This window comes from Paramicrobacterium fandaimingii (assembly GCF_011751745.2).
In the GTDB taxonomy this organism is placed as follows: domain Bacteria; phylum Actinomycetota; class Actinomycetes; order Actinomycetales; family Microbacteriaceae; genus Paramicrobacterium; species Paramicrobacterium fandaimingii.
The window spans coordinates 3,196,953-3,221,124 of sequence record NZ_CP061170.1; the positions used below are offsets into that span (position 1 = coordinate 3,196,953).

A 24,172-nucleotide genomic window follows, 5' to 3' on the forward strand; every position below is an offset into this window, starting at 1 on the left:
ATCTTACGCGCTCTCGCGAACGACGAGTTCCGTTGGGAGGGTCATTGTCGCTCCCCCGTTTCCGTTGATCATGTCGAGAAGCAGCCGCACCATCTCGCGGCTGATGCGCTCAAACGGCTGCCTCATCGTCGTGAGAGACGGCGTGGTGCTGCTCGCGATCGGCGCATCGTCGAACCCGACGACGGCGACCCCGTCTGGAACCCGGATGCCGCGATCGCGAAGAACATCGAGCGCGCCAGCCGCCATCACGTCGTTCGCGGCGAAGACGCCGTCAATGTCGGTGCTTCGCTCGAGCAGCGCGGCCATGGCCCGTCTGCCGCTCTCGCGCGAGTAGTCGCCATCTTCGATGAGCGCGTCGTCTGCGTCGCCGGCCATCGCCCGGCGATACCCGACGAGGCGCCCGACTCCGCCCGAGGTGTCTTGGGGCCCGGCGATCGTGGCGATGCGCGTGCAGCCGCGTGCGCGAAGATGTTCGACCGCAGCCTCGGCGCCGGCCTCGTCGTCTGCAGCGACGTAGCCGACAGATCTCTCGAAGCCAAGCGGAATTCCACACGCGATCGCCGGAACCTTCGACTGCACGAGCTCGTGCAGAAACGACGACTGGCCGGCATGGGAAGAGACGAGAAGCACACCGTCGACGTGGCCCGCGGTGATGAATTCAGCGGCACGGCGCTTTTCAGCATCCGTTCCCGCCATCAGAAGCACGAGCGGAAGGTCGTGCTCTTCAAGCGCGCTCGCGGCACCGCGCATCAAAACGGCGAAGTTTGGGTCTTCGAAGAGTCTGTCGTGCGATTCCGTGAGCAGAAACGCCACAGAGTTCGCGCGCGACGTCGCGAGGTTTCGCGCGTGCGGGTTGATGCGGTACCCGGTCTTCTTGATCGCGGCGTTCACGGCATGAAGCGAGTCGGGACTCACCCAGTGACCGCCGTTGAGCACCCGCGAGACGGTTCCGCGCGACACCCCCGCTGCCGTGGCGACGTCGTCGATCGTGGGGCGACGACGCGGGGAGGGGGTGCTCACGCCACCAGCATATGGGAGCATGCGCCGTACGCTTGGGATTGCCGTGCGCTCACGCTTTCACCGCTCCTGCGGCCAGGTCGACCCGCCAGAAGCGCTGAAGAAGGAAGAACAGCAGAATGAGCGGAATCACGGCGAGCAGGGATCCGGTGACGACGAGGGTGTAGAGCGCCGGAGCGGATGCCCCCTGATTCAGCAGACCGCTGAGGCCCACAGTGATCGGGTACAGGCTGTCGCTGCCCAGCATGATGTACGGAAGCATGAAGTTGTTCCACACGGCGACGAACTGAAACAGAAAGATCGTCACAAGACCGGGCGCCATCATCGGCATCGCAATGGTGTGGAAGATGCGCAGCTCCCGTGCGCCTTCCGTGCGCGCCGCCTCGACGACGTCGGTCGGCACGGATGCCGCGGCATAGATGCGCGCGAGGTAGATGCCGTACGGGCTGATGATCTGCGGGAGCAGAACCGACCAATAGGTGTTCGTCAGCCCGACCTCGGCGAAGAGGAAGTACTGCGGAATGGCAAGGATGACCCCGGGCACGAGAACGCCCATGAGAAGCACCTTGAACACTGTGCCTTTGCCAGGGAACGAGAACTTCGCCAGCACATAGCCCGAGAGCGCCGAGACGTAGGTTGAGGCGAACGCGCCGACTCCGGCATACAGCGCCGTGTTCAGCATCCATCGCCAGAAGAGTCCGTTGCGGTATTGCGTGAGCTCGACGATGTTGTCCCAGAGGTGCGTGCTCGGCGCGAGAGTGAATGTCGAAAACAGCTCTGAGCCATCTTTCGTCGACGCCATCACCACCCAGATAACCGGAAGCAGGCAGTACAGCGCGCCGATGAGCAGAATCGCCGTGGAGAGAACGCTGATCGGCTCACGCCGATCTGGTCTGTGCGTCGGCGATGCTGTCGACCCGGGTTTCACATGTGCATACGTCGTCATGTCAGTCCTCCTGCCCGAACGCCCGCTTCTGCACGACCCGCAGAAAGAAGAACGAGAGAGCAAACGTGGCGATGGCGATCACGATCGACGTCGCTGCGGCTGAGTAGATGTCGTCGCGCGTGAACGCATCGCGGTACACGAGCATGAGAGGCGACCAGCTTGTCGACAGACTGTTCGAGAGCGGTCGCAGGATCGTCGGTTCCGCGAAGACTTGAAGCGTCGCGATCATCGAGAACAGCCCCGTCATCACGAGCGCTGGCGCGATGATGGGAACTTTGATGCGCAGGGCGATCTGCACCTCGCTCGCGCCGTCGATCTTTGCCGCCTCGTAGATCTCGCTCGGCACGGCGCGCAGAGACGTGTACAGCACAATCATGTTGAAGCCGACGCCTCCCCAGAGTGCGATGTTCGCAATGCCGAACAGCACGAGATCACTCGAGAGCACTCGCGGGGCATCCCAGCCGAGCCGCTCGAAGACGTAATAGAACGGACTCACGGCCGGAAGGTAGAGAAAACCCCACAGCAGGGAGCTGATCACACTGGGCACGGCATAGGGAAGGAAGATCGTCAGACGCGAGAACCCGACGGCGCGCGTGCGCTTCGAATCGAGAAGCAGAGCGAACAGCAGAGCAAGAAGCAGCATCGTCGGAATGAGCACGACGCCATAGAGCAGAACCCTGCCGACACTCGCGCCGAACTCCGTGTTGGTGAGCGTCGTCACATAGTTCTCGATCCCCGCGAACGAGAGCGACTTGCCCCCAGAACCAAGACCGAGCCCGACAATCTCCTGCTTCTGAAAACTCAGAATCAGCGTGTAGACGATCGGAGCGAGCATGAACAGCACAAACAGCACGATTCCCGGCATGAGCATGCCGTACGGGGTGAGCACCCGCGTGCGAAAACTGCCGCGCCTGGTGCCGGGCGCTGCCCGCGCCGCTGTCTTTCGTTGGCGCACTGAGAGCTCTGCCTGCATCGCTGCCTCCGAATGCTCGGGCCGCCGGAGTGCTCGCGCACCCCGGCGGCGACGTGGTTATTTGACGGTGAATCCGCTGTCGACGAGATCGTCCGTTGTGATCTTCTGCATCGCGGCGAGCGCCGTGAGGAACGCATCAGCGGTCTTCGCCTGTGCCGCCTTCGCGAATTCGTCGTTGTAGGCGCTGTACGCGACATTCACGTTCGGCCCGTAGGTGAACGAGTTGACGGAGTCTGCGGCCTTGGCGGCAACGTCGTAGAAGTCATCCTGGTTGCTGAAGAACTCCGGTGCCGTCGTCAGCGCCGCCTTGGCAGCCTTCGTGTCGGCCGGGTAGATTCCGGCAACGTCGGCGAGGGCTTTCACAGCCTCGGGGTCGGTATTGAGCCACGTGACGAATTCAAGGGCTGCTTTCGGATGCTTCGACTGCGACGTGACGCCTGTCGACGAGCCACCCCAGTTGCCGTTTGCCGGAGCGCTGGCATCCCATTGCGGAAGCTCTGCCGCTACCCATTTGCCCTGGGTGTCCGCAGCGTTGCCCGAGAGCACTCCGGGTGCCCAGACCGAGCTGACCCAGCCGACCTGCGTTCCATCGTTCAAGCCGGCGTTCCATTCGGGCGTGTACATCGGCTTGTTGTCGATGACACCCTCTTCGACGAGTCCGCCCCAGTACTCGGCAACCTTCTGCGACGCTGCCGAGTCAATGTCGACGCCCCAGGCGTCGCCGTCGATGGACCACCATGACGCGCCAGCCTGCTGCGTGAGCCCGGTGAACCAGCCCGCGTCGTTTGCCGAGAATGTGCCGAGGTACGAATCCGGATCCTTCTCGTGAATGGCACGCGCGAGGTCGGCGTACTCGTCCCACGTCTTCGGAACGCTCAGACCATACGAGTCGAGGATGTCTTGGCGGTAGTACGCCATCATCGGGCCGGTGTCCTGCGGAATCGCATAGACGGCGTCGCCTCCGAGCGTCACCGAGTTCCACACGCCGTCGGGGAACGATGAGGCAAGGTCGCTGCCACCGTATTCGGACAGGTCTGCGAGAGCATCCGATGCCACGAGTGTGGGGATCTTCTGATACTCGGCCTGAATCAAGTCGGGGGCGCCGCTGCCGGCCTTTACCGCAGTGAGCAGCTTGGTGACCGCGGGGTCACCGCCATCTTGCTTGCTCACGGTCACCTGAATGTCGGGATGGTCGTCGTTCCAGATCTTCACGACCTTTTCCAGGTTGGGCGCCCATGCCCAGTAGCTCAGTTTGACGGGGCCGCTGGATTCTCCGCCCGCGTCGGCGGAACAGCCCGTGGCCAGCAGCGCGGCTGCGGCGATCGCGACGACCGCTGTTGCGCGAAGTGATGAACGCATTCGTCCTCCTTGTCGAAAACACGTCCTGTGCGCAGATGTGCGGCACAGCGGCCCACGAGAATGTCCGAAACCCTGTGAGCGGTTCTAGTTACGCACAGTGACTGATTCCTTGTCAAGCGTGAACTTTCCATCGACAAGCCACACGTCGAACTGTGATAGAACTGTAACCGCACACAGTCAGAGGAGATGACATGACCTGGATCCCCGGACGCACCGGCTTTCGCTACGGAGGCGACTACAACCCCGAGCAGTGGAGCAGCGAGGTGTGGGCCGAAGACATCCGGCTGATGCAGGATGCCGGCGTGAACCTGGTAAGCATCGGCATCTTCTCGTGGGTCATGCTCGAACCCCGCGAGGGCGAATACGACTTCAGCTTTCTCGACGAGATCATTGGGATGCTGTCGGACGCCGGCATCGATATCGACCTGGCCACCCCGACGGCAGCGCCCCCGGCGTGGTTCTGGAAGGCATACCCCGACTCCCACCCCGTGCTGCGCGACGGCACACGCGTCGGGTTCGGATCCCGCGGCATGGTGAGCCCAAGTTCCCCCGACTACAGACGCGCCGCGACGGCCATCGCGTCGAAGCTCGCTGAGCGGTACGGCACACATCCGGCCGTTGTGATGTGGCATGTGCACAACGAATATGGTGCCCCCATCAGCGACAGCTACGACGACAACTCGGTGACGGCGTTCCGCGCGTGGCTGCGGACCCGTTACGGCACGCTCGACACGCTCAATCGCGCCTGGGGAACACAGTTCTGGGGTCAGACCTACGGCGAATGGGACGAGATCGATGCTCCTCGTCAATCGGCGAGCGTCAGCAACCAGGCCCAACGCCTCGACTTTCAGCGATTCACGTCAGACGCTCTTCTCGCGTGCTTCACGGCAGAACGCGATGCAATTCGCGCCCACTCCGACCGCCCCATCACAACGAACTTCATGGCAACGAACTGCCCCTCGGTCGACTACTGGAAGTGGGCGAAAGAAGTCGACATCGTCGCAAACGATCATTACCTTGCGGCCGAGCGCACAGACAACCACGTCATGCTCGCCATGGATGCCGACCTCACCCGATCGCTCGCGGCATCCGAGCCCTGGATTCTGATGGAGCACTCGAGCTCCGCCGTCAACTGGCAGCCGCGCAACATCGCGAAGCGGCCTGGAGAGCTGGCCCGCAACAGCCTTCAGCATGTCGCACGCGGGTGCGACGCTGTGATGTTCTTTCAATTTCGCGCGAGCAGGTACGGCGCAGAGAAGTTTCACTCGGCGATGCTCCCCCATGCGGGAACGAACAGTCGAGTCTGGCGCGAGGTCGTCGGCCTCGGCGGTGAGCTCGCCTCGCTGAGCGAGGTGGCAGGGAGCCGCGTGAGCGCACGCGTGGCGATCGTGTGGAGCATTGAATCGTTCTGGGCAATGGATCTCGATTGGCGTCCGTCTGCGGATCTCGATCATCGAGAACGCATCGAGGCGTTCTATTCGTCGCTGTGGCGCCGCGGAGTGACCGTTGACTTTGTGCATCCCAGCGCTGACCTCACTGGTTACGCCGCCGTGTTCGCGCCAAGTCTGTACCTGCTGGCGGATGCCGAGGCGGCCAACATCCGCGAGTACGTCGCCGGCGGCGGCATCCTCGCCGTTTCATACTTCTCGGGGATCGTCATGGCGAACGACGAAGTGCCCGCCGGCGCATACCCCGGGCAGCTGCGCGAGGTGCTCGGCCTCGCGGTGCACGAGTTTCTCCCCCTGCGCGACGGCGAGCTCGTCACGCTCGACACCGGGGCGACCGGCTCGGTGTGGGCAGACGACATCGTGCTCACGGGGGCCGAGGCCGTCGCCAACTATACGAACGGCCCAGCGGCTTCCGGCGTCGCCATCACTCGCAATCGCCATGGGCGCGGTGCAGCGCACTACGTGTCAACGACGCTTGCCTCCGTTGACCTGGATCGCTTCGTGGAGTCGGTGCTTGACGACGCTGGTGTTGCACATGCCGTGCTGCCCGACGGGCTCGAGATCGTCACGCGCGAGTCCGAAAGTCAGCGCGTCCGATTTCTGCTCAACCACAGTGATGATGCGATCGAGTACGAAGGCAACCAGGTGGAAGGCGGCGCCGTTTTCGTTGTTCGCGAGAACGCCGATGCCGTGCCGCATTACGGCGCATGACGTCGAGAGATTGGCGACGTGCTGAGTCGTTCGTAGCCTGAGCACAACGAAAGGACGTCGCCATGACCCTCACAGACACTGTCGCACCCGCATCCGCTCCCACCGTTTCCGTCGAGGAGCGCGCTGAGCGACTCGCCTCGGCTGGCACCGCCTGGGGCGAGCGCATTCAGAAGGCCCCCTCGAGCGCCAACCTCACCTACACGGTGACCGGTGAGGGTTCGGGCTCCGTTGCGTCGACGATCCGCGCGGGAAAGCACACGTTCACTGTGGACGAACCTGCCGCTCTCGCCGGTGACGACGTGGCGGCAAGCCCCGTCGAGGTTGCACTCGGCGCGCTCATCTCGTGTCAGATCGTCGTCTACCGCCTGTACGCGCAGAACCTCGGCATTCAGGTCGATGACATTCAGGCATCCGCCGAGGGCGACCTCAACGTCACCGGTTTGTTCGGAATCGACGAGAACGTTCGCCCGGGATTCAGCGCGGTGCGCCTGAACATCACAGTTACCGGTCCGGAAACACAGGAGCGCTACGACGAACTGCACGCCGCCGTTGACGCCCACTGCCCCGTTCTCGACCTGTTTGCCAACGCGACTCCCGTAAACGTCACCATCGTCAAGGGCTAAGCCAATCCGCCACGGCCGTGGCAACGAATACCACGTGTGATCACCCTTGCCGAACCCGTTACCCGACGAGCGCATGCAGATGCGCTGGGTGGTTTGCGTGCAATACTGGCACCTGTGACAGCGGAAACCGGGGCGCCCATTGCTCCCCGAGACGAGCCGTCTCACGACGTCGCAACCCTTGTGACGGCCGTCGCCTCGGGCGATCAACGCGCGTTCGGCGACCTCTACGACGCTGTCGCCGCCCGTGTTCACGGGCTGGTGCGACGCATCCTCATTGACGACGCGCAGTCCGAAGAGGTGACGCAGGAGATCTTTCTTGAGATCTGGCAATCTGCTCCGCGCTTTGACGCAACGCGCGGAAGCGCCATCGGCTGGATCTTCACTCTCGCCCACCGCCGCGCCGTCGATCGCGTGCGCTCGGCACAGTCAACACGCGACCGCGACGAGCGCATTGCCAAGCGCGACACCGACACCGCCTATGACCCCGTAGCAGAAGAGGGCGATGCGCGAATCGAGAGTCAGCGGGTTCATCGCGCCCTGCGCGAACTGTCTGGCGCCCAGCGCGAAGCGATAACGTTGGCCTACTACGGCGGCTTCTCGCAAAGCGAAATCGCCGAACGCCTCGATACCCCGATCGGAACAGTGAAGACACGCCTTCGAGACGGAATGATCAGGCTTCGATCTCTTTTGGGGGTGACGACATGACTCGCGACAAGGATGCCGAGGCAGCTTCGCACGCCCTCGATGCTGATTCTGCCGAGGAGCACGCCGCCTTCGACAGCGAACTGACGAGCAATGACGCGCTGCGCCGAACCCAGGCCGGCTTCGATGACGTCGCACGGGAACTCGCCGAGGCGACGACACCCATTGCGCCACCTGCAGACATGAAATCGCGACTGATGTCGGCAATTTCGGATCTGCCACAGCACACGGCCGAACCCGCGGATGACGCACCCGCCGCCGCGCCGGCCTCCGAGCCGACTCAGCCCCCCGAGCCGCTCCCGGCCGCCGAACCGCGGATGACGAATGCGGAGAAGCGCGCGCAGCGTCGCTGGTACTCACGCCCCGCGACGATCGCGGTGGCTGCCGTCGCGGCATCCGCCCTGATCTTCGCCGGAGGTACCGCTGTCGGCACCCTCGTCACCAACGACTCCATCTCGGCGCAATCCGAAGCCGCCGACAAACTCGCCGCAATCAATGCCGCAGACGATACGCAGCGCACGAGCATCGAATCAAACGGCACGACGGCAACCGTCGTGTGGTCGGCATCGCTCGAGCTGTCGGCCGTGGTGATGGACGAGTTGCCTGCTGCCCCCGATGGCAAGGTCTACGAGGCGTGGTACATCGGTGACGGCGGAGCGGTGGCTGCGGGAACATTCACCGCAGAGCCTGACACGACATGGCACGTTCTTGACGGCACGTTCACACCGGGCACGGTGATCGGCATCACCGTCGAACCCGACGGCGGCTCTGAGCAGCCAACGACCGACCCCGTCATGGTGTTCGAAACGGCATAACCGCCACCCAACACGGGCTACCGGCTACCGCTACAGGCCGCTGGCCAAGCGCCGCGCTTCGCGATCGCACACGCCGCACAACACGCGGCATCCGCTCCGTTGGCGGCAGGTGCTCTTCGAAGGTGAAGGGGTACCCGGCATAGGTGCGAGGGACGCCGCTGATGGAAAGAAAAGAATCTGAGAATCTTCCAATCCACTCTCGCCAGGGTTCCGAACCCCGTATGCAATCAGCCGTTCCACAACTGGAACGAAAGACAAAGGAGTGATCATGCGCACCACATCACGAAAAGCATTCGCTGCACTCGCAATCGCAGCAGCAGCGACCCTGACGTTCGCGGGCTGTTCATCGAGCAGTGACATGTCGAAGGATGACGACTCGAGCCAGAGCCAGTCAACGCCGAAGGAGAGCGAGTCGAACGAGTCGATGGCCGATCCCGCCTCTGACCTCGTTGGTGCTGGCTGCTCGGCCTACGCCGACCAGGTTCCCGACGGTCCCGGATCGATCAAGGGCATGTCGGCAGACCCCGTCGCCGTCGCGGCATCGAACAACCCCATGCTGACAACGCTCGTCTCTGCGGTCTCCGGAGAGCTCAACCCCGATGTGAACCTCGTCGACACGCTGAACGGTGACGAGTTCACCGTCTTCGCACCGGTCGATGACGCGTTCGGCAAGATCGACGCCGAGACGCTCGAGATGCTGAAGACTCCCGAAGGAGCAGAGACACTCACCAGCATCCTGACCTACCACGTTGTTCCCGGGCAGATCGCACCCGATGCGATTGCCGGTGAGCACGACACCGTTGAGGGCGAGACCGTTGAGGTGACCGGAAGCGGTGACGACCTCATGGTTGGCGATGCCAGCGTCATCTGCGGTGGCGTTCACACGGCAAATGCAACCGTCTACCTGATCGACTCGGTGCTGATGCCGCCGTCGATGGGCTAACGCTAGTTTCCCAGAATCGGGTGACGGAACGCTCGCGTTCCGTCACCCGATCTGTGTGTCACGACTCTGCGCGGCGCCGTAGGACGCCACAAACATGTGCACGTCTGGGGATCGCCGGTCTCTGACACGTCTTACTGAGATTCGCGTTCCTGAGATTCGCGCTGTCTCCACTCGTCGGAGAGCAGCGCGTATTCCATGCCGTCAAGCCAGCCAAGAGTGCGGTGCAGGCTCTCGCGCACGGTGTGGCTCTCGCGTCGCATGCCGAGTCGCTCCATGAGCCGCCACGACGGTTCGTTGTCTGCGAAGCATCCCGCCGACACACGGCGCAGCTCGAGATCTTCGAAGCACAGGCGCAGAACTTCGCGCATCGCCTCGCTCGCAAACCCCTGCCCCTGCGCGCTTGGCGCAAGGCACCAGCCCAGCTCTGCCTGCGTATCGCGGGCACGGTCGCTCACCTCATCTTGAGCCCACGCGTCGCCGATTCCGACCATGACGTCACCGATGATCACGCCGTTCTGCTCGACGACGAGCTTGCCCGCGAGCTTCGCCGGGTCGCAAAAGCGACGCCGAAATTCATCGGGGTCGGTGCCGTCTGACGGCATCCACATATTGACATCAGGATGCTGCCGATAGGCACGCACTGCTTCGACGTCAGCGGCCTCAGCCCGTCGAATCGTGAGCCGCTCCGTCTGCACGGGGAAGGCCACATCGTTGAATGTCGGTGCCATGAAACTTCCTCTCGTGTGTTGCCATCGCTCATTGTGCCACCGGCCGGTGACACTCACGGCACGTCGAGGATGCGATCTTCGCCCACAACCGGAACGACAGAGCCAGCGGATGCCGCCGCAATATCTGCTGTCAGCTGGCGCAGCTCGGCGGGCGGCACCCACAGTTCGAAGGTCGCCACGGCAGCGTAGTGCGGCTCGTCGAGGCGGGCGCCGTGCTGAGGCGCCCACTCGCGCAGCATATTGTCGAAGCGCCCGGCGTCGACGTGGGCGACGTCGAGCGTCACGCGCGTGAGCATCTCGCGCCGCACCGGCGCGGCACGGTCAAGGGCTTCAGACGTCGCGCTCGAATAGGCGCGGATCAGCCCGCCCGCTCCGAGCTTGACACCACCGAAGTACCGCGTGACGACGGTGACGACATCGGTGAGCTCGCGTCGACGCAGCACCTCAAGCATTGGCACCCCCGCGGTGCCCGACGGCTCCCCGTCGTCTGACGACCGAGCCTGGTCCCCCAGCACGCCGGTGACCATCGCGACGCAGTTGTGCCGAGCATCCCAATACCGCTTCTTCACCCGGGCAATGACCGCGTCGGCGTCGTCAGGGGAGCCCACAGGAGCAACGTGCGCGATGAACCGCGACTTGGTGATGACAATCTCGTTGTCGATCGGTGCGGCGATCGTCGACGGGTAGCTGCGCGAGGGGATCATCGTGCCCAGCCTAACCAGTCGGCACCCGGTGCGATGAGGGGCTGCGTCCGGCACCACGGCGCACACATGAAAGCATGGAGCCATGAGCTCCAACGCATCCGCAAATCTCTCCCGCTCCGAAACCGCCGACCGCTCCGCAGCGCTGACGCTGCACCGCGCGCACGTCGAGCTAGACCTGCGACGAGCACAGGATGCCGCGGCCACGACATTTCTCACAACGACGACGCTCGAGTTCGACGCCGACCTCAGCCTCGCCGATTCCACGTGGGTCGACTTCATCGGCGAGAACGTCGAACAGGTGACGCTCAACGGCGAGAACGTTCCCGTTCAGTACGACGGTGCGCGCATTCAGATCGCCGGCCTTGCGGCATCCAATTCGCTCACCATCACGGCGAACGGCGTGTACTCCCGCTCTGGCGAGGGACTGCACCGCTTCGTTGACCCCGCCGATGGCGAGACCTACCTCTATACGCAGTACGAGCCCGCGGACTCCCGCCGTGTGATTGCCTGCTTCGAACAGCCCGATATGAAGGCGCGCTTCACGTTCACGGTGCACGCCCCGACCGGCTGGCATGTGCTGTCGAATCAGAGTGCCGTCGCCCGGCACGAGACACCGGATGCTGCGTCGCAGACTGTCGAGTTCGCACCAACGCTGCCCATCTCGAGCTACATCACGGCGGTGGCCGCCGGGCCCTACCACCGCGTCGGCGCCGAGTGGAGCCGGGGCGACCAGACCGTTGCGCTTGGCGTGTTCTGCCGAGCATCGCTTGCCGAGCACCTCGATGCAGACGAGATCGTCGAGGTGACCCAGCAAGGCCTCGACTTCTTCACCTCGAACTTCGATTACCCCTATCCGTGGGGAAAGTACGACCAGATCTTCGTGCCCGAATACAACCTCGGGGCCATGGAGAATCCGGGGCTTGTGACGTTCACGGAAGCCTACGTGTTTCGCGGCGCCTCAACCGAGTCGCAGCACGAAGGTCGCGCCAACACGATCCTGCACGAGATGGCCCACATGTGGTTCGGCGATCTCGTGACCATGCGCTGGTGGGATGATCTGTGGCTGAAGGAGTCGTTCGCCGACTACATGGGCACCCTCGCGGCCGCCGAGGCAACGCGCTTCAGCGATGCGTGGGTGACGTTCGCCAACCGGCGCAAGGCGTGGGCGTACGCGCAAGACCAGCTGCCGACGACGCACCCGATCGTCGCCGACATCGTCGACCTCGAAGCGGCGAAGCTCAACTTCGACGGCATCACCTATGCCAAGGGCGCAGCCGTGCTGAAGCAGCTCGTCGCATTCGTCGGCCGTGATGCGTTCTTCGAGGGCGCCCGCCGCTATTTCAAGCACCACGAGTTCGGCAACACGACGCTCGACGACCTGCTTGTGCAGCTCGAAGAGACGTCGGGGCGTGACGTTCGCGCCTGGTCGACGGCGTGGCTCGAGACAACGGGTGTTGCAACGTTGGCGATCGAGACGGATGCTGCGGGGCAGCGTACGATCACGCAGACCATCCCCCGACAGAAGCCGCGGCCGCATCGCCTTGCCGTCGCCGCCTACGACCTCGTCAACAACCGGCTCGTGCTGCGCGATTCGATCGATATCGATATTGACGGCGAACGCACGCACGTCGATGTGCCCGCGGCCGATCTCACCCTGCTGAATGCCGGCGATCTCACGTATGCGAAGGTGCGTCTCGACGCGTCGAGCCTCGCCGCCGTCGAGTCATCTCTCGACACACTCGACGACGCCCTCTCACGGGGTCTCGTGTGGTCGTCACTGTGGAATGCCGTGCGTGACGGCGAGCTTCGGGCATCCCGTTTTCTGCGCATCGTGCGACGCTATGCCCCGAGCGAGAGCAACGTCGGGCTGCTCACATCGGTGCTGGCAAACGCCGCATTCGCCCTGTCGCACTACGTCGCCGATGCCGAGCGCGACGACGAGCGCCGCTCCTGGCTCGACGCCGCTTGGAGCGGAGCGTTCACCGCGAAGCCGGGCTCGGGGCACCAACTCGCGTGGGCGCGTGCCCTCGCGACGGCAGCCGCCTCCGACGATGGGCGGGCCGACGGCATCCGGGCGATTCTCGATGGAACGGGCGACGCCCCCGAAGGCCTTTCGCTCGATGCTGATCTACGCTGGATGCTCGTGATCGCGCTTGCCGCAACAGGCCACGCCACACCAGACGAGATCGACGACGAGCTCACACGAGACAACACCTCAAGCGGAGTGACGGCGCACCGCGAGGCTCGGGCCGCGCTGCCAGAGCAGAGCGTGAAGGATGCCGCGTGGCACTCGGCGTGGACCGACACGAGCCTCACCAACGATCATCTCTCGGCGACGATCGAGGGGTTCGGCGCCGCGGAGCGTCGCGACCTCACCTCCGGCTTCGACGCCGAGTACTTCGAGCGCATTCGCGAGACGTGGCAGTCGCGCAGCATCGAGATCGCCAGGCGGCTCGTGCTCGGGCTGTTCCCCGAGAGCGACTCGCTTGACGTGGTAGACGCCTGGCTCACCGAGAACGAGGACGCCCCCGGGGCTCTCGTGCGTCTCGTGACAGAACAGCGTGACAAACTCGCGCGCGATCTGCGGGTGCGCGCCGCGCAGTAGACGGGCGAGGCGCTGTTCAAGCATTCGGAGATCTCGGCCGACACGCCGTGGTGGCGCGCACGACACGCCGCCACGGAAGGACAATCTCCGAATAAGTGAACGTCGGTGGCGGGCCGTATGCTCAGACGACACCGCAACGAGACGAGGGAGAACCGTGGCCGACCGCGACATCGTGTATATGGACTCCGCCGAGGCCTGGTGGCAGTGGCTCGCCGACAACCATGAGTCGTCGGACGGCGTGAGGCTGGCGATCCCCAAAAAGGGCAGCGGGCAGCCGGGGCCGACGAACCTTGAGGCGCTCGAGAGCGCGCTCTGCTTCGGCTGGATCGACGGTGTGCGGAACCGCCTCGACGACACGCACTTTCTGCAGTCGTTCATGCCGAGGCGGCCCCGCGGCACGTGGTCGCAGGTCAACCGCGATCGCGTCGAGCGTCTGATCGACGCGGGCCGCATGCAGCCGGCGGGCAGGCGCGAGATCGATCGCGCGAAGGCAGACGGACGATGGGATGCCGCATACGCACCAGCATCCACGATCGAGGTTCCGCCCGAGCTCGAGGCCGAGCTGGCGAAGAACCCCAAGGCTGCCGAGTTCTTCGCCACCCTCACGGGGCAGAATCGCTATGCTTTCCTGTTCCGCATCGTCACGGCGAAGCGCGCCGAGACTCGCGAGCGCCGTGCCGCTCAATTCGTCGAGATGTTGGAACGCGGCGAGACGCTCCGCTCCTGACCGAGTGCTCCGTCCAGAGGCTGACCCAGTTCTCGACGGTCAGCTGTTTGGGCAAGCGAGCCCGGGGTGCGGCGGTTGACAGCCACGCGTCGGCGTCCGTTCTCGACAGCGATGTGGCGCCCGCGATGATATGCGCGAGACTTACGCCGCGGCCGGTGAAGACACGCTGCGCGAAGCGCTGATATGCCGCTTGCTCGCCCGCGGGCAGCAGCATCCGCCTGGTGATGGAGAGAACGCCGCCATCAACACTGGGCATCGGCCTGAACGAGTGAGCGGGAACGCGTTCACGCAGCTCGAAGTCATACCAGGGCCACCACTGCGTTGTCAGCAGACTTGCGCCGCCGATTCCGGCGCGACGACGTGCCACCTCCCACTGCACAAGAAGCGTGGCGTGCGTCCACCCGGGTTCGGTCAGCAGCTTGCGCAGAATTGCCGTGGTGAGATGAAACGGGATGCTCGAGACGACGACGTGCTGCCTCGCCGGATGCGAGTACTGCAGATAGTCTCCCACCCGAATGGTGACGCGTCCGTCAAGACGGCGATCGAGCTTTCGTGCTCGGCGGCCGTCGATTTCGATCGCCGTGAGTTGTCGATTCAGTCGCGAGAGCGGCGCGGTGAGAGCGCCGCTTCCCGGGCCGATTTCGATAATCGGTCCGTCGGCCGTGGCGACGTGGCTGATGATGCGATCAATGACTGCGCGATTGACGAGAAAATTTTGGCCATTCTCGTGGCGGCCGTTTGACGATGTCCGTGGCATGCGTGTGCTCCGCTGCTCGAGAGGTGAGGCCGGGCAGCGCAAAGCGGCCGCTCCGGCGATGAGCCGAATGAGCGACGGCGAACGTCGTCGAACCGCCGCTTAGAGGCTGCGGTGACGAATGTAGAACGCGCATGACATGACGCAGACTCTATGTCACGACGCACAGCTCATGCAATAACGCGACGTCACTCGGCGTCTGGTGCCAGCAGGTGCTTCTTGCCGAACATCTCGGCCACCAGACGGGCGGGCGGCGTTCCGGCATCGAGATCGGCTCCGGCGGCGAGGAGCATCCGCACGATCTCGTCTTCGCCTTTGAAGATGGCGCCGGCGATCGGAGACTGGTCGCGGGCATTGCGCAGATCGATGTCGGCCCCGCGCTCGATGAGCCCGCGAACGGCGTCGGCGTGGCCGTGATACGCCGCCATCATCAGGGCTGTGTTGCCACCGGCATCCTGCACGTTGAGCGGCAGGCCATGGTCGAAGAACTCAAGCAGCTCCGTTGTCTCGCCGTTTCTGGCGAGATCGATCGCCAGTGCGGTGAGCTTCTCGACGTCGTCGCGGCTGAGCTTTGGCATGCGTCCAGCATAGGGAGTGCTGCGGTCGCTGCGTCAATTCAGCTCCCAGCCGAACTCAGGCTGCGCACGTAGACTCGATGAGTCCGTGGCAGTGCGCAGAGAACAAGGAGCCGAGATGGTTGATGGCGAGCCTCTTCGTTTCGAGGACGCAGCGGCGTGGGAGGCCTGGCTCGCCCAGCACTACGCAACGTCGGCTGGTGTACAGCTCGCGATTGCGAAGTCCAACAACAGCGCGGCGAGTCTGACGCACGCCGATGCCCTGGAAGTCGCTCTCTGCTACGGCTGGATCGACGGCGTACGCAATCGCATCGATCAGAGCTGGTTCTCGCAGTCGTACATGCCGCGCCGTGAGGGAAGCCGATGGTCACTGCTCAATCGAGAGCGCGCCGATGCCCTGATCGCCGCGGGTCGAATGCGTCCGGCCGGACAGCGTGAGATCGACCGCGCGAAAGCACAGGGCAGCTGGGAATCGGCCTACGCCCCTCAGTCGACAATGCAGGTTCCGCCCGAGCTCGAGGCCGCGTTGGCTGAGAACCCTCGCGCGTTCGATTTCTTCGAAACCCTCTCGGGCCGCAATCGCTACGCCGTGCTCTTTCGCGTGAGCTCGGCCAAGCAGTCTGAGACGCGGGCGAGCCGCGCAGCCACAATGGTCGAGATGCTTGAGCGCGGCGAGACGGTCTACCCGCAGTAATCAGCGCGTTCGGCGTGCTGACAGCATCCAGCCGACAATCGCTGCGGAGCCGAATGCACCGCCGACGACTCCGGATGCCGCTGCAGCGGTGAGCGCCCACGAGGCATCGTGGAGCGGGCCAAGAAAGTGCAGCGCCGCAAGCACCCCGGCTACTGCAACGCAGGCTGCGGCGGCGATGACGATGACGAGCGAGATCACGCTGAGCGATCTGCGCGCTTTCGCCGTCGGGCCACCACGAGCGAATCGACCCGCGGACGGGCGCAGCGTATTCGCGGCGGCAGCGACGGCCAGCACCAGAAGAGCACCGCCGACGACGTCACTCGGGCGGTGCCAGCCGAAAACGACGAGCTGACCGCTCACGAGCCCGAGCACGAGAGAGATAACAGGCAACGCGATTGGCCGCACGACATGCGGCAGCACGATCACGAGGGCAAAGGCTGTCGAGGTGAACGCGATCGTATGCCCGCTGGGGAATGTATTGACGGCGTCGATGGAGAAGTCCGGACGCTGCAGAATCTGATGCTTGAGCAGCTGCCCCAGCACATTGCTGAGTCCCATCACGACGGCGGCGATGACGGCGTCTGCCCAGGCACGCCGGATGAGGCCGATCAGCACGACGACCGCGAGCGCGATCGCGAGATTCGGAACGGTGACAAGGGCAAGCAGCGGCGATCGTTCACTGTAGAGCGACGAGTCGAGCACCCGATCTTCCACGCGCTGGCCCAGGTGCGTCTGCACAGCCATGAAGAACGACACGACGACGCCAAGAGCGGCGACAATTGCCGTCAGAATGCTGCGCACTCGTGTCGTCATATCTCTCCTTTCGTCCACTGACTCTGCTCTGTCCGGTGCTGTCCTGACGTGAGACACCGACTATAAGTATCGACGGTTGAAGCTGAAGAGAGAGTTGGAACGCGCCAGTCGGTTGGTATGACTCTGCTGAACGCACGGTGATCGCATGATTGGCGAAGCGTAGGCTCGTCGCATGAGCACTCCGGCTATTCGCAGCATCCATCACGTGACCTTCACCGTCTCCGACGTCAGCGCGAGCATTGCCTGGTACCGCGACGTTCTGGGGTTCACCGAAGAATTCCATCGTCAGCACAACGGGCTCGAGAAGGCACGTCTGTACAGGGGCGACATCATGGTCACCTTCGCCGGTCACGGCGACTCGGCAGAGCCTGGGCGGTTTTCGGAACGTCGTGTCGGTCTCGACCACCTGAGTTTCGGGGTGGATGCCGACGCCATCGAGGCGTGGGCTGACCATCTCGAGGCGAACGGCGTTACGTGGTCTCCCATCGTCGATGGGATCTCGGGCCGCGTGCTGTCGTTTCGCGACCCCGACAACATTGCGCTGGAGTTCTACACGATCGACTGATCTCGCGGCAGAAGCTCACACTTCTTCGGCACCGCACGTCTACCGAGTGATGACAATGAAACAGCCGTTTGAAGCCGTCGTCACCCATCATGGGGCGACGGTGCTTCGCGTGTGTCGAGCCGTGCTCGGCCCGCACACCGACGCAGACGACGCATGGCAAGAGACGTTCGTCGCGGCAATGGGGGCGTACTCCGACCTTCCTGCAGACGCCAACGTCGAAGCGTGGCTCGTCACCATCGCCCATCGCAAGGCGATCGACGTCACACGGTCGCGTTCTCGGCACCCCATCACCGTCGACGAGCTTCCCGATTCGGCAAGCACCCTCGGCAACCCGGAGTCGCGCGACCTCGATCTCTGGCCTCGCGTTGCGGCGCTGCCGCGCAAGCAACGCCTCGTCATCGCCTACCACTACGTCGCCGGCCTCCCGTATTCCGAGATCGCAGCGCTCATCGGAGGGTCTGCGGCCGCCGCACGGCGAGCCGCAGCCGACGGGATCGCTGCGTTGCGGCAGCAGCATCCGGTCGACGTCACTGCACACGAAGGAGAAGCAGATGACTGAGATTCCCCGCGAAGCCGAGCGTCTTCGCACCCTCGCCCAGCCCACAGCCGATCATCTCGCGCGGCTGCACGCCATTTTGGAGACCAGGGCCGAAGCCGCTGGCCTGATCGACGTCGCCTACGCCACGGCAGACTCTCCGCTCGGCCGATTGCTGATCGCCGCAACCCCACTGGGGATCGTGCGCATCGCGTTTGAGTCTCAGGGCTTCGACGACGTTCTCAGCCTGCTGAGCGAGCGGGTGAGCCCCCGCGTGCTCGAAGCACCCGCACGGCTCGATCTGGTTCGCAGGGAGCTCGACGAATACTTCGCTGGAACGCGCACCGGCTTCGACGTCTCTCTCGACCGCTCGCTTTCCCACGGTTTTCGGCGGCAGGTGCACGAGCATCTTCCCGCCATCGCCTACGGTTCAACGCAGTCGTACGCCGAGGTTGCCCGCGACGTGGGCAGACCGAAGGCGGTGCGAGCCGTCGGCACGGCGTGTGCCGTGAATCCGCTGCCGATCATCGTTCCCTGTCACCGCGTGCTGCGCAGTGACGGCACAACCGGCGGGTACGCGGGAGGCCCCGAGGCGAAGGCCCTGCTTCTCGACCTCGAAGCAACCAGCACTGTCACAGACCGCCGGTAGCATCGCACTCATGGAAAGCGAGAAGGCGAACGGCGTCGTGCGCGGCGACGACGGTCTCTTCCGCCCCACGTGGGCGGCCTCAGACCACCTCATGCGCGACTACTACGACACCGAGTGGGGCATGCCGGTGCGCGATGAGCGCGGCCTTTTCGAGCGCATCAGCCTCGAGGCGTTTCAGTCAGGTCTCTCGTGGGCGACGATTCTGCGCAAGCGTCCCGCCTTTCGTACGGCGTTCGCCGATTTCGATCCGGATGCTGTCGCCGCATTCGGCGACGACGATGTCGACTGTCTTCTCGGCGACGCGGGGATCGTCCGAAATCGGGCGAAGATCCTCGCCACCATCGGCAATGCGCGGGCGACCGTGGAGATGCGCGGCGACGGGGGTCTCGTCGAATTCGTGTGGTCGTTTCAGCCCGCCGAGACGCCGCAGCCGCGCACCTTCGCCGATGTGCCCACGTCGAGTCCCGAATCGCTCGCGCTCTCGAAAGCACTGCGGGGGCGAGGCTTCCGCTTTGTCGGCCCGACGACGATGTTCGCCCTGATGGAGGCTGTCGGCATGATCGACACCCATCTCGTCGATAGTCACCGGCGCGGCAGTTCGGGCGTGTGGCCCCGGGCATAGGCCGCGATTCAGAAGGGCATCAGCGTCAGCATCCACGTGCCGAGTGCCCACAGCAGAAACGCCATCGCGCCCGCAGCGAGGGCGCCGATCACATGGATCGCAACGCCCAGCTTTGGAACATGCGGGATGTGCGAGATCGAATTCGCACCGACCATCGCCTCAATCAGCGTCTTCCCCGTTTCGGGCTTGTCAAAATACGCCACGTGCTCGCGCCACCAGCTCGTCGCCCGCGACACCGGAACGTAGCGAACGAAATCGGCGTCGCCTCGCGGACCAAGGCACACGGGGTCCATGAGGGACTTAATGACGGCGACCTGACAATCCGGTGTCTTGTGCTGGTCTCGCGGGGCATTCGCCAGCCGAACGATGACGAATGCAGCGACACCGAAGTAGACCAGCAAAAACGCGACCTCACCGAGACCGCTCCACGCGAAGTCCCAGAATCCGCGGCTCATGGCGTCTGCCCGATCACTCACCTCGGCAGGCATGACCATGCGCGGCGGCCACAACCCGGCGAACGTATCTACCGCCACCCCCACCAGGCCCGCGAGCCCGTTCCACAACGCTGTGAGAACAAGCGCGAACACCATCGGAAAGGTCAGGAGCACAGTCCACAGGGCGACAACGACTCCCGGGCTTCGGCGCAGCATCCGGAGAATTCCGAGAGGAAACTCACCCGATCCGACCCAGACGCACGTGTCGACGTCGGTAGTGATCGCGACGCGGCGACCGATCTCAGCGCCCTGCGAGTGCCCGACCACGATGACAGCATCCGACTGCTGCCTCACGCTCTCGACGAGTTCACGCACCGAGGCGATTGCCGTGTCGTCGAGTCTGTCCGACCGGTACATCCAGGCGTCGCCGATCCACGAGGACACGATTGTGCGCGCTACCGTCGACAGCCGCCTGTTGACGAGGATTAGTGGTGTGACCAGAAGTGCGAGAACCATGATGACCGGGGCCACGATCGGCACGAGCATCACCGTTCCCGCCGGCAAAATCTGCAGCAGAGGATGCGTCCGGCCGCCTCGTTCCTGCACGTGGAGAATATCGATGACCCAGCCGGCCATTGTCAGCCAGATGGCGAACGGTGCAACCCGAAGCATCCACAGCAGCACCGACCGCCACGGCGGCGGGTCCACGAGATGATCCCAGCGTCCATCGTGCAGCGTCACCTCGATGGGAACGCAGTTTGGCAAGCTGACATCGAGAACACGTGCTCCCTGGTCGGCGTCCGTCACACCCTCGGCATCCGTGACCGAGCCGCCGAGCGACTCGGCGCCACGCCGAACGGCCAATGCCACGTCGCGCGTTGTCTGCCCCTGCGCCTGTCGACCGATTCCGTGAATACAGACGATCCCGAACCTCGGCTTCACCGAATCACCCCGATGACCTGTATAACAGCAGTGGCACTCGCTGGCGAATGTTTCAGCCAGCGCGGCGACACTTACCGCGCGGCGCGTGCGGCGCTGATAACGCCGCTGACGGCATCGCGAAGCTTCTCGACGTCACCCGGCGTCATCTGAAACTTCGCACCCATCGCAATCGGCACCTGCTTGGCCCGCTCGCGCAGCTCATGACCGTCGTCGGTCAGCTCGATGGCAAGCTGCCGCTCATCGAGCGGATTGCGGGTGCGACGCACGTACCCGACGCGCTCGAGACGCTTGACCATCGGCGAGAGCGTCGCGGCCTCGAGCATGAGCAGGTCACCGAGCCCCGAGAGCGACAGCGTTCCGTGCTCCCAGAGCGCAAGCATCACAAGGTATTGCGGATGGGTCAGATTGAGCGGCTCGAGCTCAGAGCGGTATGCGTCAATGACGGTGCGCGACGCAACAGCCAAGGCAAAGCACAGCTGGCTTTCGAGCGCGAGCGGATCGTCGACGGTCACCTCGACGTCGCCACTCATTGCGGGCACCGCACGCGGGTGGGGTGGTACTGCCCGGCACTGCGCGAAATCGCATGCTCCGACATGGGCCGAGAGCACATGGGGCAGGGTGGGTTCGCTGGCCGCACGTCGGGACCTTCGTCATAGCCCGCGCCAACCTGAGCCGGGCCGGTGAATGTGCGAATCCCCCGGTTCATCAACTCGTAGAAGCGCCAGAATCGCTCGCCCATCACACTCGCCCTTCTCGCACACCGTTCGTGCACGATTACTTTGTACCCTAAGTATCTTCGACGCTCTTCGCCAGTGCAACGACGTTCGCCGTGGCGGAATCAGGGCGGCGTATAGACCATTCCCGGCCATCGATTTCCCTGGCGCTGACGAGCACCACCAACCGAACCTGGCGTGAGGCTACTTCGCCAGTCGAACGGTCGGAGCGTCGGCCTCGTTCCAGCGGAACAGCACCAGGTGCCAAAGACCTGGCTTCTTCCGCGAGGGGTCGATCAGTCCGTTCGCGCCACGCGCGACAAGCGTGTCGCGAACGGCCCACGACGAGGGTGTTCCCCCGGAAGCCACGGTCTCCTGCCACGGAGCAATCGCATCAGCGAAGGTGACGCCCGTCGCCTCCAACGCTGCGGTGTCGCGCAGGTCGACGATGCTGCGGGCCTCGACCTCAACGGCCATGACCTCAAGCGCCGGGGAACGCTGATCCCTATGAGCGATCATCGCGGCTTCGACACCCTCGACAGATGAACTCAGATACAGCGTCGGCTGATGAGGTCTCGAGTAGCGTCCCGCCGAACGCGATCCCGCTATCGCGAACTGGCGAAATGAGGGATCGATTGCGCGGTAGAAGGTGCCGCGAATCACGAGAGCGCGGGTCAGTTCATCGCCGGTCACGCTAGCAGTATGCCATCCCTTTTGCCCCGGAACTGGTTCTGGCGAGAAGGTGTCCTCATCGCGGCCATTAACGATCGTTTCCGGCACCCCTTTGTAGGCGCTTGCCAAGTCGACGCCGCAGGCTGTGGATCGAGTCTTTCGAATGTGCTTGCTGGGAGGATTGAAAGATGAGGTACAAACAGAGCCCAGAGCCAGCTCACGCTCTCATCGCTGCGGGCCGCCGACACTCCGCCGCCGTATTGGCAGATGGCTCCGTACTTGTCGCTGGTCGCTCGAATTCGGAGGAGCTGCGAGTGGAAGGTTGGGGCGACGTTGTTGCCGTGGCCGTAGGTGGCGTACACACTGCTTCGAACACCGGTCGCGCCCACACGGTCGGGTTGCGCAAAGACGGCACGGTACTCGCGACTGGCTGGAACAACGAGGGACAGTGTGACGTCGAGGATTGGTCTCAGGTCGTGAGCATCGCCGCCGGGTGGCGTCGCACGCTTGGAGTCCGTGCGGATGGGACAGCTCTCGCGGCTGGTAGGCGAAACGAGGGAGCCAACGACGTTGAAGGATGGGGCGAACTTGTATCCGTCGCGGCGGGTGACTGGCACACCATTGGGCTCCGCGCAGACGGTACGGCTGTTGCCGTTGGGAACAATCGAAGAGGGCAGTGCGCGATCACAGGATGGCGCAATTTGCGTGCGGTGGCTGCGGGCTATCTACACACGATCGGTCTGACCCAAGACGGCAAGGTGGTTGCGGCCGGGGATCGGATGGCCGGCGTCGATGAATTAGGAGCTTGGGACAACATCACGGCAGTCTCAGCAGGGAGCTATCACACGGTTGCAGTCCTCGAAGATGGCAGGGTGCTCGCGGCCGGAGACAACAGCCGCGGTCAGTGTGACGTGGCAGCGTGGCGCGATGTCATAGCGGTCGCCGCGGGATCGACCCACACCCTCGGCCTTCGATCAGATGGAACTGTGCTCGCATCCGGAAACGACGACGATGGCCAGTGCGACGTCGACGGTTGGCTACTCACTCACGCCCATTAACGGTCATTATCGGTCGAGAGTGCTCCCTTCCGACCGCAAGCCTCTCGGTGCGGTCATTGACGATCGCTATCGATCGCCTCAGGGCAGCTCGTAGACCATACCGGCGCCGCCGTCACCGATGAGAGCCAGTCCAGCTTCGAGCGCAGTCGGCACGCGATTCACAAGATCATCGGATGCTGGCGAGCCAGCGTGCCGCGCATCAGCTCCCGGCCACACCACAGCGGTGACGTTGCCCGTCGGTTCAGGCAGCTGCGCACCGAGAACGAGGAACTGCGCGTCGAGGATCTGGGAGGACACAGCATCGAGGCTGACCAAGAGGTCGGCACCGCACACAACGACGACGTCAGAACCCTCGGCCGCATCAACCAGATCGGTGACCACATCCGACGGCCCGGACGTGACGACGTCGACGGACGCGTCGACCCTCGCCGCAGCTTTCTCGACAGCATCCGGTATTACATCGTCTGTTCCCTCCGCAATGATGAACGCGATCTCGATTCCAGCCTCGATCGGGGGCAGCTGCTCCGGTACTGGCAACACGCTGCCCGGCGACGGTGATGCGCTCGGCTGCGGCTCTGCCTTCTGAGACGTTGCGGCTCCCGGCGCGCGAGAGGAGGTTGCGCTGCCCGCGGCTGCGCCATCGACGGAACACCCCGTGAGAGTGACCGCCGCCGCGAGAACCAGGCCGACTCCGGCACGTCGGTGGTGAAATCTGAACATGCGCCCTTTCAGGGGGTTGGTCTTCAGGGGTCGGATCTTGGGGAACTGAGGGCTTCAGTGGCTGGGGCGACGAGCGACGTCATGAGCACGCGTGCGGTAGGCACCGGCACGAAGCCGGCACCTGC

Annotated in this window: 25 protein-coding genes and 1 pseudogene; 13 read left to right on the forward strand and 13 right to left on the reverse strand. The window is 64.2% G+C overall.

Going from position 1 to position 24,172, the window contains the following annotated elements; all coding sequences use genetic code 11:
• Window positions 1-3: 3 nt before the first annotated feature.
• Genes HCR84_RS15440 through HCR84_RS15455 form a run of 4 tightly spaced genes read right to left on the reverse strand, consistent with a single transcriptional unit; the run spans window position 4 to window position 4,295 of the window.
• Window positions 4-1,020 carry a LacI family DNA-binding transcriptional regulator gene (locus tag HCR84_RS15440; protein WP_208322080.1) on the reverse strand — a complete coding sequence of 339 codons (1,017 nt, stop codon included), beginning with the start codon at window positions 1,018-1,020 and terminating at the stop codon, window positions 4-6.
• A 49-nt stretch (window positions 1,021-1,069) separates the two neighbouring features.
• Entirely contained in the window at window positions 1,070-1,963 is an 894-nt protein-coding gene (locus tag HCR84_RS15445) for a carbohydrate ABC transporter permease (RefSeq protein WP_166979574.1), read from the reverse strand.
• Between the two features lies 1 nt (window position 1,964).
• Window positions 1,965-2,936, reverse strand: coding sequence for a carbohydrate ABC transporter permease (locus HCR84_RS15450; protein WP_166979572.1), 972 nt, complete (start codon window positions 2,934-2,936; stop codon window positions 1,965-1,967).
• 57 nt (window positions 2,937-2,993) lie between these two features.
• Window positions 2,994-4,295, reverse strand: coding sequence for an ABC transporter substrate-binding protein (locus HCR84_RS15455; RefSeq protein ID WP_166979570.1), 1,302 nt, complete (start codon window positions 4,293-4,295; stop codon window positions 2,994-2,996).
• 191 nt (window positions 4,296-4,486) lie between these two features.
• Between HCR84_RS15455 and HCR84_RS15460 the strand changes: the two genes are divergently transcribed.
• From HCR84_RS15460 to HCR84_RS15480, 5 genes are all read left to right on the forward strand, one after another.
• Complete coding sequence (locus HCR84_RS15460; RefSeq protein WP_166979568.1) at window positions 4,487-6,454, forward strand: beta-galactosidase; 1,968 nt, start codon at window positions 4,487-4,489, stop codon at window positions 6,452-6,454.
• 62 nt (window positions 6,455-6,516) lie between these two features.
• The gene (locus tag HCR84_RS15465) at window positions 6,517-7,077 is read left to right on the forward strand and encodes an OsmC family protein (protein ID WP_166979566.1); all 561 of its coding nucleotides are present in this window, start codon (window positions 6,517-6,519) and stop codon (window positions 7,075-7,077) included.
• Between the two features lie 114 nt (window positions 7,078-7,191).
• Window positions 7,192-7,782: an ECF RNA polymerase sigma factor SigK gene (sigK, locus tag HCR84_RS15470; RefSeq protein ID WP_434063543.1), complete on the forward strand. Its 591-nt coding sequence runs from the start codon at window positions 7,192-7,194 to the stop codon at window positions 7,780-7,782.
• Window positions 7,779-8,594 (forward strand): anti-sigma factor, encoded by an 816-nt coding sequence (locus HCR84_RS15475; RefSeq protein ID WP_166979564.1) that lies wholly within the window; start codon window positions 7,779-7,781, stop codon window positions 8,592-8,594. The genes sigK and HCR84_RS15475 overlap by 4 nt, the downstream gene beginning before the upstream one ends.
• 268 nt (window positions 8,595-8,862) lie before the next feature.
• Window positions 8,863-9,537, forward strand: coding sequence for a fasciclin domain-containing protein (locus tag HCR84_RS15480; protein WP_166979562.1), 675 nt, complete (start codon window positions 8,863-8,865; stop codon window positions 9,535-9,537).
• A gap of 131 nt (window positions 9,538-9,668) precedes the next feature.
• On the opposite strand, the gene HCR84_RS15485 is transcribed toward HCR84_RS15480, so the two are convergent.
• Window positions 9,669-10,265, reverse strand: coding sequence for a GNAT family N-acetyltransferase (locus tag HCR84_RS15485; protein WP_166979560.1), 597 nt, complete (start codon window positions 10,263-10,265; stop codon window positions 9,669-9,671).
• Window positions 10,266-10,318: 53 nt separating this feature from the next.
• Entirely contained in the window at window positions 10,319-10,969 is a 651-nt protein-coding gene (locus HCR84_RS15490) for an IMPACT family protein (RefSeq protein WP_166979558.1), read from the reverse strand.
• Window positions 10,970-11,051: 82 nt separating this feature from the next.
• On the opposite strand from HCR84_RS15490, the gene pepN reads away from it, so the two are divergent.
• Together pepN and HCR84_RS15500 are read left to right on the forward strand one after the other, a co-directional pair.
• A complete protein-coding gene (pepN, locus tag HCR84_RS15495) occupies window positions 11,052-13,574 on the forward strand; it encodes an aminopeptidase N (RefSeq protein WP_166979556.1) in 2,523 nt (840 codons plus the stop codon).
• 154 nt (window positions 13,575-13,728) lie between these two features.
• Entirely contained in the window at window positions 13,729-14,301 is a 573-nt protein-coding gene (locus HCR84_RS15500) for a YdeI/OmpD-associated family protein (RefSeq protein WP_235940728.1), read from the forward strand.
• A 13-nt stretch (window positions 14,302-14,314) separates the two neighbouring features.
• On the opposite strand, the pseudogene erm reads toward HCR84_RS15500, so the two are convergent.
• Both erm and HCR84_RS15510 read right to left on the reverse strand, forming a co-directional pair.
• A pseudogene (gene erm / locus HCR84_RS15505) lies at window positions 14,315-15,058 on the reverse strand (23S ribosomal RNA methyltransferase Erm); the annotation flags it as partial.
• 185 nt (window positions 15,059-15,243) lie between these two features.
• Entirely contained in the window at window positions 15,244-15,633 is a 390-nt protein-coding gene (locus tag HCR84_RS15510) for an ankyrin repeat domain-containing protein (RefSeq protein ID WP_166979553.1), read from the reverse strand.
• 115 nt (window positions 15,634-15,748) lie between these two features.
• On the opposite strand from HCR84_RS15510, the gene HCR84_RS15515 reads away from it, so the two are divergent.
• The gene (locus HCR84_RS15515; protein ID WP_166979551.1) at window positions 15,749-16,324 is read left to right on the forward strand and encodes a YdeI/OmpD-associated family protein; all 576 of its coding nucleotides are present in this window, start codon (window positions 15,749-15,751) and stop codon (window positions 16,322-16,324) included.
• On the opposite strand, the gene HCR84_RS15520 is transcribed toward HCR84_RS15515, so the two are convergent.
• Window positions 16,325-17,137: a phosphatase PAP2 family protein gene (locus tag HCR84_RS15520; protein ID WP_166979549.1), complete on the reverse strand. Its 813-nt coding sequence runs from the start codon at window positions 17,135-17,137 to the stop codon at window positions 16,325-16,327. It lies immediately after the preceding gene.
• A gap of 172 nt (window positions 17,138-17,309) precedes the next feature.
• On the opposite strand from HCR84_RS15520, the gene HCR84_RS15525 reads away from it, so the two are divergent.
• Genes HCR84_RS15525 through HCR84_RS15540 form a run of 4 tightly spaced genes read left to right on the forward strand, consistent with a single transcriptional unit; the run spans window position 17,310 to window position 19,508 of the window.
• On the forward strand, window positions 17,310-17,702 hold the full coding sequence (locus HCR84_RS15525; protein ID WP_166979547.1) for a VOC family protein: 393 nt from the start codon (window positions 17,310-17,312) through the stop codon (window positions 17,700-17,702).
• A 55-nt stretch (window positions 17,703-17,757) separates the two neighbouring features.
• The gene (locus HCR84_RS15530) at window positions 17,758-18,261 is read left to right on the forward strand and encodes an RNA polymerase sigma factor (RefSeq protein WP_218043584.1); all 504 of its coding nucleotides are present in this window, start codon (window positions 17,758-17,760) and stop codon (window positions 18,259-18,261) included.
• The gene (locus tag HCR84_RS15535; protein ID WP_166979543.1) at window positions 18,254-18,886 is read left to right on the forward strand and encodes a methylated-DNA--[protein]-cysteine S-methyltransferase; all 633 of its coding nucleotides are present in this window, start codon (window positions 18,254-18,256) and stop codon (window positions 18,884-18,886) included. The genes HCR84_RS15530 and HCR84_RS15535 overlap by 8 nt, the downstream gene beginning before the upstream one ends.
• 10 nt (window positions 18,887-18,896) lie before the next feature.
• On the forward strand, window positions 18,897-19,508 hold the full coding sequence (locus HCR84_RS15540; protein ID WP_166979541.1) for a DNA-3-methyladenine glycosylase I: 612 nt from the start codon (window positions 18,897-18,899) through the stop codon (window positions 19,506-19,508).
• A gap of 8 nt (window positions 19,509-19,516) precedes the next feature.
• Here the strand turns inward: HCR84_RS15540 and HCR84_RS15545 are convergent, their stop codons facing one another.
• From HCR84_RS15545 to HCR84_RS15555, 3 genes are all read right to left on the reverse strand, one after another.
• Window positions 19,517-20,812, reverse strand: coding sequence for a hypothetical protein (locus HCR84_RS15545; RefSeq protein ID WP_195706661.1), 1,296 nt, complete (start codon window positions 20,810-20,812; stop codon window positions 19,517-19,519).
• A gap of 143 nt (window positions 20,813-20,955) precedes the next feature.
• Entirely contained in the window at window positions 20,956-21,414 is a 459-nt protein-coding gene (locus HCR84_RS15550) for a MarR family winged helix-turn-helix transcriptional regulator (RefSeq protein WP_166979537.1), read from the reverse strand.
• A gap of 387 nt (window positions 21,415-21,801) precedes the next feature.
• Window positions 21,802-22,290 (reverse strand): RES family NAD+ phosphorylase, encoded by a 489-nt coding sequence (locus HCR84_RS15555; protein ID WP_235940730.1) that lies wholly within the window; start codon window positions 22,288-22,290, stop codon window positions 21,802-21,804.
• A 167-nt stretch (window positions 22,291-22,457) separates the two neighbouring features.
• Between HCR84_RS15555 and HCR84_RS15560 the strand changes: the two genes are divergently transcribed.
• The gene (locus tag HCR84_RS15560; RefSeq protein WP_166979535.1) at window positions 22,458-23,327 is read left to right on the forward strand and encodes an RCC1 domain-containing protein; all 870 of its coding nucleotides are present in this window, start codon (window positions 22,458-22,460) and stop codon (window positions 23,325-23,327) included.
• A gap of 78 nt (window positions 23,328-23,405) precedes the next feature.
• Here the strand turns inward: HCR84_RS15560 and HCR84_RS15565 are convergent, their stop codons facing one another.
• Window positions 23,406-24,047, reverse strand: coding sequence for a hypothetical protein (locus HCR84_RS15565; protein WP_166979533.1), 642 nt, complete (start codon window positions 24,045-24,047; stop codon window positions 23,406-23,408).
• Between the last annotated feature and the right edge of the window lie 125 nt (window positions 24,048-24,172).

What these genes read in the sequence shown, in the direction of transcription:
- HCR84_RS15490 (WP_166979558.1), bottom strand. Translation starts at nt 10,969, where the DNA reads ATGATCCCCTCGCGCAGCTACCCGTCGACGATCGCCGCACCGATCGAC.
- HCR84_RS15530 (WP_218043584.1), top strand. Translation starts at nt 17,758, where the DNA reads ATGAAACAGCCGTTTGAAGCCGTCGTCACCCATCATGGGGCGACGGTG.
- HCR84_RS15535 (WP_166979543.1), top strand. Translation starts at nt 18,254, where the DNA reads ATGACTGAGATTCCCCGCGAAGCCGAGCGTCTTCGCACCCTCGCCCAG.
- HCR84_RS15525 (WP_166979547.1), top strand. Translation starts at nt 17,310, where the DNA reads ATGAGCACTCCGGCTATTCGCAGCATCCATCACGTGACCTTCACCGTC.
- HCR84_RS15465 (WP_166979566.1), top strand. Translation starts at nt 6,517, where the DNA reads ATGACCCTCACAGACACTGTCGCACCCGCATCCGCTCCCACCGTTTCC.
- HCR84_RS15565 (WP_166979533.1), bottom strand. Translation starts at nt 24,047, where the DNA reads ATGTTCAGATTTCACCACCGACGTGCCGGAGTCGGCCTGGTTCTCGCG.
- HCR84_RS15455 (WP_166979570.1), bottom strand. Translation starts at nt 4,295, where the DNA reads ATGCGTTCATCACTTCGCGCAACAGCGGTCGTCGCGATCGCCGCAGCC.
- HCR84_RS15540 (WP_166979541.1), top strand. Translation starts at nt 18,897, where the DNA reads ATGGAAAGCGAGAAGGCGAACGGCGTCGTGCGCGGCGACGACGGTCTC.
- HCR84_RS15520 (WP_166979549.1), bottom strand. Translation starts at nt 17,137, where the DNA reads ATGACGACACGAGTGCGCAGCATTCTGACGGCAATTGTCGCCGCTCTT.
- HCR84_RS15560 (WP_166979535.1), top strand. Translation starts at nt 22,458, where the DNA reads ATGAGGTACAAACAGAGCCCAGAGCCAGCTCACGCTCTCATCGCTGCG.
- HCR84_RS15515 (WP_166979551.1), top strand. Translation starts at nt 15,749, where the DNA reads ATGGTTGATGGCGAGCCTCTTCGTTTCGAGGACGCAGCGGCGTGGGAG.
- HCR84_RS15475 (WP_166979564.1), top strand. Translation starts at nt 7,779, where the DNA reads ATGACTCGCGACAAGGATGCCGAGGCAGCTTCGCACGCCCTCGATGCT.
- HCR84_RS15460 (WP_166979568.1), top strand. Translation starts at nt 4,487, where the DNA reads ATGACCTGGATCCCCGGACGCACCGGCTTTCGCTACGGAGGCGACTAC.
- HCR84_RS15550 (WP_166979537.1), bottom strand. Translation starts at nt 21,414, where the DNA reads ATGAGTGGCGACGTCGAGGTGACCGTCGACGATCCGCTCGCGCTCGAA.
- pepN (WP_166979556.1), top strand. Translation starts at nt 11,052, where the DNA reads ATGAGCTCCAACGCATCCGCAAATCTCTCCCGCTCCGAAACCGCCGAC.
- HCR84_RS15480 (WP_166979562.1), top strand. Translation starts at nt 8,863, where the DNA reads ATGCGCACCACATCACGAAAAGCATTCGCTGCACTCGCAATCGCAGCA.
- HCR84_RS15485 (WP_166979560.1), bottom strand. Translation starts at nt 10,265, where the DNA reads ATGGCACCGACATTCAACGATGTGGCCTTCCCCGTGCAGACGGAGCGG.
- HCR84_RS15445 (WP_166979574.1), bottom strand. Translation starts at nt 1,963, where the DNA reads ATGACGACGTATGCACATGTGAAACCCGGGTCGACAGCATCGCCGACG.
- HCR84_RS15510 (WP_166979553.1), bottom strand. Translation starts at nt 15,633, where the DNA reads ATGCCAAAGCTCAGCCGCGACGACGTCGAGAAGCTCACCGCACTGGCG.
- HCR84_RS15450 (WP_166979572.1), bottom strand. Translation starts at nt 2,936, where the DNA reads ATGCAGGCAGAGCTCTCAGTGCGCCAACGAAAGACAGCGGCGCGGGCA.